Below are 13232 nucleotides of genomic sequence, written 5' to 3' on the forward strand. Positions count from 1 at the left end.
CATGACGGGACCGGTGCTGCACCTGAAGGGCGAGATCCTCGTCGGTCCGCACGAGGTGCGGCCGGAAGCCTGGGTGGTCGGCGGCCGGCTCACGTTCGAACGACCGACCACCGCCGGCCCGCAGGTCCAGACCCTGCACGGCTTCGTGCTCCCTGGGCTGGTCGACGCGCACTGCCACGTCGGGCTGGACGCGCATGGTGCCGTGGACGACGAGACCGCGCAGGCGCAGGCCGTGGCCGACCGCGACGCCGGCGCGCTGCTCATCCGGGACGCCGGCTCACCCGCCGACACGCGGTGGATGGACGACCGCGAGGACCTGCCCAAGATCATCCGAGCCGGGCGGCACATCGCTCGGACCCGGCGCTACATCCGGAACTACGCGTGGGAGCTCGAGCCCGATGAGCTGGTCGACCGGGTGCGGCTTGAAGCGAAGGCCGGGGACGGCTGGGTGAAGCTCGTCGGGGACTGGATCGACCGGGACACCGGGGACCTCTCACCCTGCTGGCCGGTCGACGTCCTCACCGACGCTGTCGCCGCAGCGCACGAGGAGGGCGCGAGGGTCACGGCGCACTGTTTCGGCGAGGCCTCGCTCTACGACTTCGCGGCTGCGGGCACGGACTGCGTCGAGCACGCGACGGGGCTCGAGACGGAGACCATCGCGCAGTTCGCCGAGCAGGGCATCGCCATCGTCCCGACCCTGGTCAACATCGCCACGTTCCCCGCCATCGCTGAGCCCGCCAAGGAGAAGTATCCCGCCTACCACCAGCGGATGATCGCCCTCCACGACCGGCGTTACCAGACCATCGGCGCGGCGCGCGACGCGGGCATCGCGGTGTACGTCGGCACCGACGCGGGCGGCTCCCTGCGGCACGGCCTGGTGGCGGACGAGGTCGTCGAGCTCACCCGCGCGGGGTTCGGTGCCGCGGAGGCGCTGTCCGCGGCCACCTGGGGAGCCAGGGCCTGGCTCGGCAGGCCGGGGCTCGAGGAAGGTGCCGACGCCGACCTGGTGGTGTACGACGTCGACCCGCGACGGGAGATCCGTGCGCTCCAGGCGCCGTCTCACGTGGTTCTTCGGGGCGCGGACCTCTCCTGACCGGAGGATGTCCCGCCCCGGCGCCTGAGGGCTGACCGACGTACGCGCTGCGGCGCTCGACGTGCGCCCGTGAGCCGGTACGGCCCTCCATCCACGATGCGAGACATAAGCCGACGTTATTTGACCGATAACGCGATGCTATCCAAACTCCTAGTTGTCACATAGGAAATGTGCCGACCTTCCGGGCCGGCCTCCCCCGGCCGGTCCGGGACACCAAAGGAGCACCCATGAGCCGTCATCCTCGCCTCGCCCTGGCCGCCACCGCGACCGTCGCCGCGATGGTGATGACGGCCTGTGCCGGCGGTGGGGCCAGTGACGCGACGGGGGCGGGGGCCGACGCCGAGAACGCGGCCGCCAGGACGAGCACCATCGACCTCTACGCGTACGCCGTCCCGAAGGTCGGCTACGACAAGATCATCCCCGCCTTCAACCGGACGGCAGCAGGCAAGGGCGTCCAGTTGCAGCAGTCGTACGGTCCGTCCGGGGACCAGTCCCGCAAGGTCGCCGCCGGAGCGCAGGCCGACTTCGTGAACTTCTCGGTCGAGCCCGACATCACCCGCCTGGTCGACGCCGGCCTGGTGGCCAAGGACTGGAACGCCAACCAGTACAAGGGGATCCCGTTCGGCTCGGTCGTCACCATCGTCGTGCGCAAGGGCAACCCCAAGGGCATCAAGGACTGGGACGACCTGCTCAAGCCGGGCGTCGAGGTCGTCACGCCGAACCCCTTCAGCTCCGGCAGCGCGAAGTGGAACCTGCTGGCGCCGTATGCGGCAAAGAGCAACGGCGGCAAGAACCCCAAGGCCGGTCTGGCGTTCATCGAGAAGCTCGTGACGGGTCACGTGAAGGTGCAGCCCAAGTCGGGGCGGGAGGCGACCGAGACGTTCCTCCAGGGCACCGGCGACGTCCTGCTGAGCTACGAGAACGAGGCGTTGTTCGCCGAACGCAGCGGCGACCCGGTCCAGCACGTCACCCCACCCTCGACGTTCAAGATCGAGAATCCCACGGCGGTGCTCAGCACCAGCAAGAACCTCGCGACGGCCAAGGCGTTCAACGACTACCTGTTCACGCCGGAGGCGCAGAAGCTCTGGGCCCAGGCCGGCTTCCGCCCGGTGGACCCAACTGTCGCCCGCGAGTTCGCCGCCGACTTCCCGCAGCCTGCGAAGCTGTGGACCATCGAAGACCTCGGCGGGTGGAAGACCGTGGACGGCACGCTCTTCAAGAAGGAGACCGGCTCGATCGCGGTCATCTACGACAAGGCCACGAAGTAGGCATGACGGCGACGACCGCCACCGCGCGCAGGGACGACACGATGGTGTCGTCCCTGCCGCCGCGCCCGACGCCGCAACGCCAGTTCTCCGCGCGGCCGCTCGGAGTCGGCCTCGTGGGCCTGTGGCTGAGCGTCATCGTGCTGCTGCCCCTCGCGGCGCTGACCGTCACGTCGTTCGGGGACGGTGTATCCGGGTTCTGGGACGCGGTCACGGCCCCGGTGGCCCTGGCCTCCCTCGCGGTGACGGTCGGCCTGGCCGCCGTCGTCGCGCTGCTCAACGCAGCGATGGGCACGCTCATCGCGTGGGTGCTCGTCCGCGACGACTTCCCGGGCAAGCGGGTCGTCAACGCGCTGATCGACCTGCCGTTCGCACTGCCGACGATCGTGGCCAGCATCGTCCTGCTCTCGCTCTACGGGCCGAACAGCCCCGTGCACGTCCACCTCAACGCCACGCGCCCCGGCCTCGTCGTGGCTCTGGCCTTCGTGACCCTGCCATTCGTCGTGCGGTCCGTCCAGCCGGTGCTCATCGAGGTGGACCGGGAGGTGGAGGAGGCCTCGGCCTCGCTGGGGGCGTCGAACTGGACGACCTTCCGGCGCGTCGTCCTGCCGACCCTGGCGCCGGCGATCATCAGTGGCACTGGCCTGGCGTTCGCCCGGGCGATCGGCGAGTACGGGTCGGTGGTGCTCATCGGCGGCAACATCCCGCGCAGGACGCAGGTGGCGTCGCAGTACATCCAGCAGCAGATCGAGATCGACCGGCCGGTCAACGCGGCGGCGGTGTCCGTCGCGCTGCTCGTCATCGCGTTCCTCACCCTGTTCGTGCTGCGCGTCGCCGCCGGACGCAGCCGGCGCCGCGAGGAGGAGTCCTCGTGAAGACCTCGACCGCGACGCGGCTGGGCCTGCGCACCGTCGCCCTGGGCTATCTCGTCGTGCTGCTCGCGGTGCCTATCGTCCTCATCCTCTGGCGCACCCTCGGTGAAGGCGTCGGCGCGTTCCTGGAGTCGGTGCGCACCCCGGCCGCCATCTCGGCCCTCAACCTGTCGCTGCTCATCGTGGCGATCGTGGTGCCGCTCAACGTGGTCTTCGGGGTCGCGACAGCGCTCGCGTTGGTCCGGGGGCGGTTCCGAGGGCGCGGACTCGTCCAGGCGGTGGTCGACCTCCCGTTCGCCGTGTCGCCCATCGTCGTGGGCGTGTCGCTCATCCTGCTGTGGGGTGCGGGCGGGTGGCTGGGCGGCGTGGAGAAGCTCGGGTTCAAGGTGATCTTCGGACTGCCCGGCATGGTGATCGCGACGCTGTTCGTCACACTGCCCTTCGTCGTGCGCGAGGTCGAGCCGGTGCTCCACGAGATCGGCACCGACCAGGAGCAGGCCGCAGCCACGCTGGGAGCCAGCTCGGCGCAGACCTTCTGGCGGATCACGCTTCCGGCGATCCGGTGGGGCCTCACGTATGGCGTGGTGCTGACGGTCGCCCGGGCGCTCGGGGAGTTCGGCGCCGTGATCATGGTGAGCTCGGGGTTCCCCGGCGTGTCGCAGACGCTGACTCTGCTGGTCCATTCCCGCTACATCGACGACCACAACACCTACGGCGCGTATGCCGCCGCCACCCTGCTGATGGGTCTGGCCGTGGTGACGCTGCTGCTGATGACCCTGCTCGACCGCAAGAGGAGTACCTGATGATCAGCGTGACAGGAGCCCGGAAGAGCTACGGGAACTTCGCGGCCCTCGACGACGTGACCCTCGACATCCCGGCGGGCACCCTCACCGCGCTGCTCGGCCCCAGTGGGTCCGGCAAGTCCACCCTGCTGCGTTCGATCGCCGGCCTCGAGCGGCTCGACGCCGGCAGCATCGTCATCGGCGGCCAGGACGTCACCCAGGTGGCGCCGCAGAAGCGAGGCATCGGTTTCGTCTTCCAGCACTACGCGGCGTTCAAGCACATGACGGTCCGGGACAACGTCGGCTTCGGCCTGAGCATCCGCAAGCGCCCGAAGGCGGAGATCGCCCGCAAGGTGGACGACCTGCTCGAGATCGTCGGCCTGGACGGGTTCCAGCACCGTTACCCGGCCCAGCTCTCGGGAGGTCAGCGCCAGCGAATGGCCCTGGCCCGGGCGCTCGCGGTCGACCCGGAGGTGCTCCTGCTCGACGAGCCCTTCGGCGCCCTCGATGCCAAGGTCCGCGCCGACCTGCGTCAGTGGCTGCGCCGGCTGCACGACGAGGTGCACGTGACCACCGTGCTGGTGACCCATGACCAGGAGGAGGCACTCGACGTCGCGGACCGGATCGCGGTGCTCAACAAGGGCAGGATCGAGCAGGTGGGAGACCCCGTCGCCCTGTACGACCGCCCCGCCAACGACTTCGTGATGTCGTTCCTCGGGTCGGTGGCCAGGCTCGGCGGACAGCTCGTCCGCCCGCACGACATCGCCCTGCACCGCAGCCGCGAGCGGGCCCAGTCCCTCGACGCCCGCGTCGGTGGTTCGCCAGGGGTCATCGAAGCGGTCGTCGAGCGCGTGGTCCGCCTGGGCTTCGAGGTGCGCGTCGACCTGCGCGCGGACTCGGGGGAGCGGTTCGCCGCGCAGGTCACGCGCGCCGAGGCCGACGCCCTGGACCTGCGCGTGGGCGAGACGGTGTACGCCCGGGCCACCCAGGGCCCCGACGTGACGGAGACCGAGCCGGCCCTCGCCATCTGAGTCCTGGGCGGCCGCACACCGCTGACGTGCCGCGTGCCCGGCATGCGGTGGGGTGGGCATGCGGTGTGCTCGGCATGCGGTGGAGGCCTGGTGCGGGACAATGCCCCCGTGGACATCTCGGCGCGCACGGAGTATGCAGTCAGGGCGATGCTCATCCTTGCCGAAGCCGCCACGACCGGTGCAGGTCCGGTGAGCGTGGAGACGCTCGCCTTCCGCCAGACGCTGCCGCGAAAGTTCCTCGAGGCGATCGCCGCGGACCTGAAGACGGCAGGACTCGTCAAGAGCACCCGCGGCGCCCGGGGTGGGTACTCGCTGACCCGCGAGGCGCGCGACATCTCGCTCGGCGACGTGTTCCGCGCCGTCGACGGTCCGCTCGCCGAGGTTCGGGGGCTGCGCCCGCACGAGACCCAGTACGAGGGCGTGGCGGAACATCTGCCGACGGTCTGGGTCGCCGTGCGCGCCAGCCTGAGGGCCGTTCTCGACGAGACCAGCCTGGCCGACGTGCTGGGTGGACAGCTGCCGCGCCGCGTGGCCGAGATGGCAGCGGATCCGGACGCCTGGGTCAGCAGATGACCTCGGCGCCTGGGTCAGCAGACCACCTTCGCGCCCCGACGGACCCCAGCGCCCCGGCCCGTATGATCACGCGGTGACAGACCCGACCACCGAGCCCTTCGGCGATGGCCCCCCGGACCGTCCGGGGATCGACCCGCGCGACCTCGCGACCGCGCTGCGGGTCCTGGAGCTGCTACCCACGCTCGAGGCCGACCACCCCGACATCCAGACGGTCAAGCGCGCCATCGGGCGCATGTACAAGCAGGTGCGCAAGGCCCGCCGCCGCGAGGCCAAGCAGCCTCAGGTCGACCACGACGAGGCCGTGCTGGCGCTCACGGCGACGGGCTCGCCACTACGCATCGACGACGAGACCCTAGGCATCCAGCTCGTGTCCTCGGCGTCCGGTGCCCACGCCGGCGAGCTGATGAAGGCGCGTGGCTGCTACATCTGCAAGACGGAGTACACCCTCGTCGACGCCTTCTACCACTGGCTCTGTCCGCGGTGCGCAGCTGTGAGCCATGCCAAGCGCGAGCAGCGCACGGACCTCACCGGCCGGCGTGCCCTGCTGACCGGTGGTCGGGCCAAGATCGGCATGTACATCGCACTGCTGCTGCTGCGGGACGGTGCGCACCTCACCATCACGACGCGCTTCCCGCGCGACGCGGCGAGGCGCTTCGCGGCCCAACCGGACTCCGCCGAGTGGCTCCACCGGCTCAAGGTGGTGGGGATCGACCTGCGGGATCCCACCCAGGTCGTCGCGCTGGCTGACGAGGTGGCCGCCGCCGGCCCGCTCGACATCCTCGTGAACAACGCCGCGCAGACGGTTCGACGCTCGCCCGGGGCGTACGGACAGCTGGTCGACGGTGAGGCTGCGCCGCTGCCCGACGGGGTGGAGCTTCCTGAGCTCCTCACCTTCGACCGCATCAGCGAGGCACATCCCGCGGCCCTGATCGGTACGCTGCGCGGGCAGCAGGTCGCGCATCACGAGGGGGAGAGTGCCGGGCAGGCCACGCAGTCGCGCGCGGCGCGATCCGCGGCGTCGATGACCGCGCTGGCTCTTTCGGCCGGACACGCCAGCCTGGAGGCACACCTCGCAGGGACGGCGGTGGACGCCGGCGGGCTGCTTCCGGACAGCCAGGTCAACAACTCGTGGACCCAGAAGGTGGACGAGGTCGACCCGCTGGAGCTCCTCGAGGTCCAGCTGTGCAACGCCACGGCACCGTTCATCCTCATCTCAAGGCTGCGACCCGCCATGCGGGCGGCAGTGGCGACCGGTGCGCGACGGGCCTACGTGGTGAACGTCTCGGCGATGGAAGGCCAGTTCTCGCGACGCTACAAGGGGCCCGGCCACCCGCATACGAACATGGCCAAGGCCGCGCTCAACATGTTGACCCGCACGAGCGCAGGGGAGATGTTCGAGACTGACGGCATCCTGATGACCGCCGTCGACACGGGGTGGATCACGGACGAGCGGCCGCACCACGAGAAGCTGCGCATGGCAGCGGAAGGTTGGCACGCGCCGCTGGACCTCGTGGACGGGGCCGCGCGCGTGTACGACCCGATCGTCCGCGGCGAGGCCGGCGAGGACCTGTACGGGTGCTTCGTCAAGGACTACGCCCCGAGCCCCTGGTAACCCCCACGCCTCTCCCGACCGGACTCACGAACTTGTGAGTGTCCGCCCGCGCGCGAGGCCGACACTCACAAATTGCTGAGTTCGGTCGAAGGAAGGGGAGGGGGAACCGGGGAGGGGAGGGTGGTCGGGGCACCTCGCCGGGTCTGGCACAATGGTGCGCTGTACCCGTCCAGGCACGGATGAGAGCTCCTCCTGGCTGGAACGCCTACACCGAGCCCCGGCACCCCGCGCGATCCCGTGTGCGGTCTCGCCGCGCTCACAAGAGAAACAGGAGACCGCCACTGTGGCTGTCAAGATTCGTCTGAAGCGGATGGGCAAGATCCGCACCCCGTTCTACCGGGTGGTCGTCATGGACTCGCGCACCAAGCGCGACGGCCGGGCCATCGAGGAGATCGGCAAGTACCACCCCACCGAGGACCCCTCGGTCATCGACATCGACTCCGACCGTGCGCAGTACTGGCTGACCCAGGGGGCACAGCCCACCGAGGCTGTGGCCGCGCTGCTCAAGGTCACCGGTGACTGGCAGAAGTTCAAGGGCGAGCCCGGCGCGGAAGGCACCCTGAAGGTGAAGGAGGCCAAGCCGAGCAAGCGAGAGCTCTACGAGGCCGCCATCGCCGCCGCTGGGAAGGATGCCGCGGGCACCGACGGTGCCACGACCCCGCGCAAGCGTGCGGCCAAGAAGGCAGACGAGGCCCCTGCTGCCCCCCAGCCCGACCAGGCCCAGGCCGAGAACCCCGAGAACGTCGCGGCCATCGAGGACGCGGTCGAGGCTGAGGTTGTTCGTGAGGCTGAGGCCGAGCGTTCCGCCACCTCCGAGAGGGGCGACGAGCCGGTCCCGGGCCAGGGGTCCTGACCGTGCTGGAGGAGGCGCTCGAGCACCTCGTCAAGGGCATCGTCGACCACAAGGACGACGTCGCCGTACGACGCAAGGAGCTGCGCCGCGGTGAGGTGCTGGAGGTGCGGGTCCATCCCGACGACCTCGGCCGCGTCATCGGCCGGTCGGGGCGGACCGCCAGCGCACTGCGCACCGTGTTGGGCGCCCTCGCCGGTGGCCACACCGTCCGCGTCGACATCGTCGACACGGACAAGCTGCGCTGACCGTCGAGGCCACTCCACCGCTCGCACTACGGGCAGACCACACGACGAAGGGGCCGCCAGGATGTCCTGGCGGCCCCTTCGTCGCGTCGGGACCACCTGAGAGGATCTTGCGTATGTCCGACGCTCCCCAGCTTCTCGTCGCCCGCATCGGCAAGCCCCACGGGCTGCGCGGGGAGGTCACGGTGCAGACGCACACGGATGACCCCGAGCGGAGGTTCGTCGCGGGCACCGTCTTCGCCACCCAGGCCGTAGCAGGCTCAGGCGTCCCACGGGCGCTGACCCTCCGCACGGCGCGGCAGCACCGCGCGATCTGGCTGCTGGGTTTCGACGAGGTTCCCGACCGCACCGGCGCGGAGTCGCTGCGCGGCACGAGACTTCTCGTGGACGTCGCCGAAGTGACGGAGCCCGCCGACGACGACGGCTACTACGAGGACGAGCTCGTGGGTCTGTCGGTGGTCACCGTCGACGGCGACGCCGTCGGCGAGGTGACCGGGCTGGAGACCGGGACGGCCCAGGACCTACTGGTCGTACGGCTCAGCTCGGGAGCGGAGGCCCTCGTGCCGTTCGTCACGGCGATCGTTCCCGAGGTCGACGTCGAGGGCGGGCGAGTGGTCATCGACCCGCCCACCGGGCTGCTCGAGCTCAACGAAGGCGGTTGACCGTGCGCCTGGACGTCATCTCGATCTTTCCCCAGTACCTCGCACCCCTCGAGCTCTCCCTCATCGGGCGGGCCCGTCGGGAGGGGCTGCTCGACCTGCGGGTCCACGACCTGCGGGACTTCACGCAGGACCGCCATCGCACGGTGGACGACACGCCGTACGGTGGCGGCGCTGGGATGGTGATGACGCCGGAGCCATGGGGACTGGCCCTGCGGCAGGTGGTCCGCTCAGGCAAGGGCGAGCCGCCCCCCCGACTCGTGGTGCCTGGTCCAGGGGGCGCACCGTTCACCCAGGCGATGGCTCGGGCACTGGCTGCGGAGCCGTGGCTGGCGTTCGCGTGCGGGCGCTACGAAGGGATCGACGAGAGGGTCTACGAGCATGCGGCGCAGGACCTGGGCCTCGAGGTCTCCGTCGTGTCGCTGGGCGACTACGTCCTCAACGGCGGTGAGGTGGCGGTGCTCGCGATCGTGGAGGCCGTCGCCAGACTCCTGCCCGGGGTGGTGGGCAACGCCGACTCTCTGGTCGAGGAGTCGCACGAGGACGGGCTGCTCGAGTACCCGGTCTATACCAAGCCCGCGTCCTGGCAGGCGGCCCCTGGCGTCCGTCGCGACGTACCACCCGTCCTGCTGTCCGGGGACCACGCTGCCATCGCGTCCTGGCGGCAACAGCAGCGCCTCGAGCGCACCGCGGCCCGGCGCCCCGACCTGCTGCACCCTTCGCAGGCCGTCGCGGTCGCGCCCGGGGCCGATGCGCTGGCCGGCCTGGACCTGGCTGTGGCCACGCCTGCAGACGCCGCCGAGCTCATGACCCTGACCCGAGCCTGCTGGGCCCCTGAGATGGCGCAGCAGGGGACCTGCGGCGCAGCGCAGGAGACCTTGCAGGACGTCATCGCCGGACTGGCGGTATGGCGCACCTGGACCGTTCGCAGCCAAGGGCGCCTGGTCGCCTCGGTGCGGACGCGCCCCTCGCCGGACGACCCGAGCCGCTGGCAGATCGGGCGTCTCATGGTGGCGCCGGACCTGCAGGGCCGCGGGCTCGGGAGGGCGCTGCTTGCGTTCGCTGAGGCGGACGCGCCGTCAGGCACGACGACGTACTGCCTCGACACCAGCACCCGCTCCCAGACGAACCTCCGGATGTTCCGTAAGGCCGGGTACCGGGTCGCCACGCCTCAGGGGGCCCAGCACGGGACCGTCGTCGTCAGCAAGGCTCGTCGGTGAGCAGTGCCGTGAGGGTATGGTGCGCCAGCCGCGACAACACGGGGTTCGTCACCCGGTAGTAGTCGAGGCAGCCGACCGCTCGCGCGAAGGCCCACGCCTTGCCGCGCTCCCATCGGGCGTCGTCGACGTCGAGCGACTGTCGGAAGACGCGTCGTGCTGGCGGTTCCAGCAGGTTCCAGGCCGGCATGAGGTCGATCGCTGGATCCGCGGGCGCCAGGCCGCCCACGTCGATGACGGCAGCGAGGCGGCCACCTCGCATGAGGAGGTTCCCGGGCATGAGGTCCCGGTGGGCCCACGTGTCCGCCTCGGTCCGGGCGGCTGTGCGAAGCCTCTGCCACAACCGTTCCAAGGCCCGCACGTCGATGAGATCGCGGCTCCGGCGAAGCGCGGTGTCGACGTAGTCGTCCTGCAGTGGAAGCGGTCCGCCGCGGCCCTGCCCCGCGAAGCTGCACCCTTCGACGTCCATGGACCAGAGAGCTGACACGACCGCTGCCAGGTCCTCGGCGAACGCTCTGGAGGCTGCCACGCCGGCGTGCGACGCGGTCGCTCCCGGGAGCCAGCCATACACGGCCCATGGCAACGGGCAGGTGGCGGTGGGCCCGCCGAGCATCAGCGGTTCGGGGGTCGGCACGGGAAGGCGGCCGAGCAGGCGTCGAGCCGCAACGGCCTCCTCGGCGAGCAGGAGCCGACCGGCCTCGACGTCGTCTCCTTGGAGAGGGAACCGCAGCACCAGGTCGGGACCGAGCCGGAACAGCTGCGTCACCGTGCCGTGCGAGGGAACCCGGCGCAGCGGCAGACCCTCGCACTGGGGGAGCCGCTCGGCGACCAGCCCGGCCACAGATTCCAGACCCAGGTCGAGCTGGTCGGCATGCATCGGCACCCGGGCAGCATGCGCGGGGCGACCCGCCCGTCGCAACCGGTTTGGCTGCTTTCGCCCAGCCTGCCGAGGCAGCCCATCTCGACGCACTCAGTCCGCGAACGCACTCGGTCCGGTAACGTCCTCAGTCCGGTAACGTCCTCAGTCCGGTAACGGTCTGGTCCGGCGTCGTCGGGCCAGCGCCCTCAGTCCCGCAAGGCGGCCCGCAGGTCCCGGGGGACGAGGCGCCGGGCCGCGATGAGCCGTTCCGCGACCGCCACGGTGACCGTCTGCGCCGCCATGATGCCGAACAGCACCAGCACCTGAGCCGTAGCTGCCTGCACGGGGGAGCCACCCCCGAGCATGACGCCGATGAAGGCCCCGGGAAGCGTGACGACACCGGTGGTCCGCACCTGGTCCAGGCCGGGGAGCAACGCCTCGGGGGCTCGACGGTGGACGATCTCGTGGATCGCCTGGCTCGGCAGCAGCCCGAGCGAGAGGCACGCCTCGTACTGGCCGTGCTCCTCGCGAAGGGCGGCGAACGCCCGCCGCCCGACCAGCGTGTGGGCGGTCATGGCGTTGCCGACGATGATGCCTGCCACGGGGATGACGGCGATGCCCTGGAGGGGGATCGTCCGGGTGGCCAGCACGACCGCCACGACAGGTAGCACCCCAGCCGCCATGGCGACCGCGGCAGCAGCCCACGCGGTCTGTGCCTCGACCCGGCGGGTCGTGGTGAGAACGCCCATCGCGAACATGACGCAGACCAGCGCGATCGACAGTGCGAGGCTCCGTACGACGGCGGCGATGAGCAGCGCGGCGACGCCGAGCTGAGCGATGGCGCGCACTGCGGCCACCAGCACTGGTCGCTCGAGCCCGTAGCCGCTGCCGCGATGCGCTGCGAGAGCGATGCCCAGCAGGACGGCAAGCGCGAGGGCGACGGGCCAGCCCGGGTCGATGGTCACCGGACAACGCTAGCGACGCAGGAGGTGTGCCCGGCGATGGGCCCGTGGGAAGTACACCGCAGGGCCTTGACGCGCCTCAGAGAGGTTCTGTATCGTTCTACTAGAACGTTCGAGTAGAACGATACAGACAGGAGGACACGATGGGACGGGTCACGTTGAAGTCCGTCGCAGAGGCGGCCGGAGTGTCCGTCTCCACCGTGTCCAACGCCTACAACAGGCCGGGGCAGCTGTCGGCCGAGGTACGGCAACGCGTGCTGGAGACGGCGAGGTCACTGGGGTATGCCGGGCCGGACCCGGCCGCTCGCAGCCTCCGGTCCCAGCGCGCGGGCGCCATCGGCCTGCTTTTCACCGAACGGCTGAGCTATGCGTTCTCGGACCCGTACTCCGTCGGGATGCTGGCGGGGCTGTCGGAGGTCGCCGAGGCCCATCGCACGGGTCTCCTGCTGATCCCGCTCGCCTCCCCGGACTCCAGTACGCCGCAGGACGTGGAGCTCGATGCGGACACCATGCGTCAGGCCGTCGTCGACGGCGTCGTCGCCTACTGCGTCGACGCCGACCACCCGGCCCGGCAGGTGGCTCTCGACCGAGGTCTGCCGATGGCCTCGACCATCGAGCTCGACGACGACCGGCAGCGGTACGTCCTCATCGACGAGGACGGAGCGGCCAAGGCCTTGGGTCGGCATCTGCGAGAGCTGGGTCATCGGAACGTCGGCGTCGTGGTCAACAGTCGTGAGCCTGCTGGTGCTGCCACCCTGCTGAGTGCCGACGACGAGGAGGACCTGTACTACGACTCCCGGCTGCGTCTGCGAGGCCTGCGCCAGGCACTGGGCCCGCAGGCGCAGGTGACGGCGGTGTCGGCAGGTCACAACTCGCAGGAGGCGGGCCGGACGGCCGCCCGGTTCCTGCTGGACCGGCCCGACCGGCCGACGGCCATCGCCTGCACCAGTGACGTGCTCGCCCTCGGCGTCCTGGACGCGGTCAAGGCCCGCGGGCTGGCCCCGGGTCGCGACGTGTCCGTCAGTGGGTTCGACGACATCCCCGCGGCCCGGGCGGCGGACCTCACCTCGGTCCGCCAGCCCATCGCCGAGAAGGGCCGGCTGCTCGGGCGGATGCTCCTCGACCCGCAGTTCACCCAACGCAAGGTCGTCCTCGACACCGAGCTGGTCGTCCGGTCCAGCACCGGCCCGGCACCGCACTGAGTCGTCGACT

At 70.7% G+C, this 13232-nt stretch carries 14 protein-coding genes and 1 pseudogene; 13 read left to right on the forward strand and 2 right to left on the reverse strand.

Translation table 11 applies throughout. From position 1 onward, the window contains the following. The first annotated feature begins 1 nt into the window (after window position 1). From PHA84_RS13330 to trmD, 12 genes and pseudogenes are all read left to right on the forward strand, one after another. Window positions 2-1093, forward strand: a complete 1092-nt coding sequence (locus tag PHA84_RS13330; protein WP_270888600.1) for an amidohydrolase family protein — start codon at window positions 2-4, stop codon at window positions 1091-1093. 227 nt (window positions 1094-1320) lie between these two features. Then, window positions 1321-2361, forward strand: a complete 1041-nt coding sequence (locus tag PHA84_RS13335) for a sulfate ABC transporter substrate-binding protein (protein WP_270888601.1) — start codon at window positions 1321-1323, stop codon at window positions 2359-2361. A 2-nt stretch (window positions 2362-2363) separates the two neighbouring features. Continuing rightward, on the forward strand, window positions 2364-3233 hold the full coding sequence (cysT, locus tag PHA84_RS13340) for a sulfate ABC transporter permease subunit CysT (RefSeq protein ID WP_270888602.1): 870 nt from the start codon (window positions 2364-2366) through the stop codon (window positions 3231-3233). Then, window positions 3230-4033 carry a sulfate ABC transporter permease subunit CysW gene (gene cysW, locus PHA84_RS13345; protein ID WP_270888603.1) on the forward strand — a complete coding sequence of 268 codons (804 nt, stop codon included), beginning with the start codon at window positions 3230-3232 and terminating at the stop codon, window positions 4031-4033. Before cysT ends, cysW begins: the two co-directional genes overlap by 4 nt. After that, window positions 4033-4686, forward strand: a pseudogene (locus PHA84_RS20795) (sulfate/molybdate ABC transporter ATP-binding protein); the annotation flags it as partial. The gene cysW and the pseudogene PHA84_RS20795, both read left to right, overlap by 1 nt. 30 nt (window positions 4687-4716) lie before the next feature. Then, on the forward strand, window positions 4717-5043 hold the full coding sequence (locus PHA84_RS20800; protein WP_442952892.1) for a TOBE-like domain-containing protein: 327 nt from the start codon (window positions 4717-4719) through the stop codon (window positions 5041-5043). A gap of 90 nt (window positions 5044-5133) precedes the next feature. Then, a complete protein-coding gene (locus PHA84_RS13355) occupies window positions 5134-5616 on the forward strand; it encodes an RrF2 family transcriptional regulator (RefSeq protein WP_333742317.1) in 483 nt (160 codons plus the stop codon). Between the two features lie 73 nt (window positions 5617-5689). Beyond that, window positions 5690-7228, forward strand: coding sequence for an SDR family NAD(P)-dependent oxidoreductase (locus PHA84_RS13360; protein WP_270888605.1), 1539 nt, complete (start codon window positions 5690-5692; stop codon window positions 7226-7228). Between the two features lie 283 nt (window positions 7229-7511). After that, entirely contained in the window at window positions 7512-8081 is a 570-nt protein-coding gene (rpsP, locus tag PHA84_RS13365) for a 30S ribosomal protein S16 (protein WP_270888606.1), read from the forward strand. A gap of 2 nt (window positions 8082-8083) precedes the next feature. Next, on the forward strand, window positions 8084-8326 hold the full coding sequence (locus tag PHA84_RS13370) for an RNA-binding protein (protein ID WP_270888607.1): 243 nt from the start codon (window positions 8084-8086) through the stop codon (window positions 8324-8326). 113 nt (window positions 8327-8439) lie between these two features. Beyond that, entirely contained in the window at window positions 8440-8985 is a 546-nt protein-coding gene (rimM, locus tag PHA84_RS13375) for a ribosome maturation factor RimM (protein WP_270888608.1), read from the forward strand. Window positions 8986-8987: 2 nt separating this feature from the next. Then, window positions 8988-10202 carry a tRNA (guanosine(37)-N1)-methyltransferase TrmD gene (gene trmD / locus PHA84_RS13380; protein ID WP_270888609.1) on the forward strand — a complete coding sequence of 405 codons (1215 nt, stop codon included), beginning with the start codon at window positions 8988-8990 and terminating at the stop codon, window positions 10200-10202. Here the strand turns inward: trmD and PHA84_RS13385 are convergent. Beyond that, window positions 10183-11076: an aminoglycoside phosphotransferase family protein gene (locus PHA84_RS13385; RefSeq protein ID WP_270888666.1), complete on the reverse strand. Its 894-nt coding sequence runs from the start codon at window positions 11074-11076 to the stop codon at window positions 10183-10185. The two genes, trmD and PHA84_RS13385, sit on opposite strands and share 20 nt — an antisense overlap. Before the next feature lie 188 nt (window positions 11077-11264). Beyond that, window positions 11265-12023 carry an ABC transporter permease gene (locus tag PHA84_RS13390; RefSeq protein WP_270888610.1) on the reverse strand — a complete coding sequence of 253 codons (759 nt, stop codon included), beginning with the start codon at window positions 12021-12023 and terminating at the stop codon, window positions 11265-11267. A gap of 140 nt (window positions 12024-12163) precedes the next feature. On the opposite strand from PHA84_RS13390, the gene PHA84_RS13395 reads away from it, so the two are divergent. After that, the gene (locus PHA84_RS13395; RefSeq protein ID WP_270888611.1) at window positions 12164-13222 is read left to right on the forward strand and encodes a LacI family DNA-binding transcriptional regulator; all 1059 of its coding nucleotides are present in this window, start codon (window positions 12164-12166) and stop codon (window positions 13220-13222) included. Window positions 13223-13232 lie beyond the last annotated feature (10 nt).

This window comes from Pedococcus sp. 5OH_020 (assembly GCF_027812955.1).
Taxonomy (GTDB): domain Bacteria; phylum Actinomycetota; class Actinomycetes; order Actinomycetales; family Dermatophilaceae; genus Pedococcus.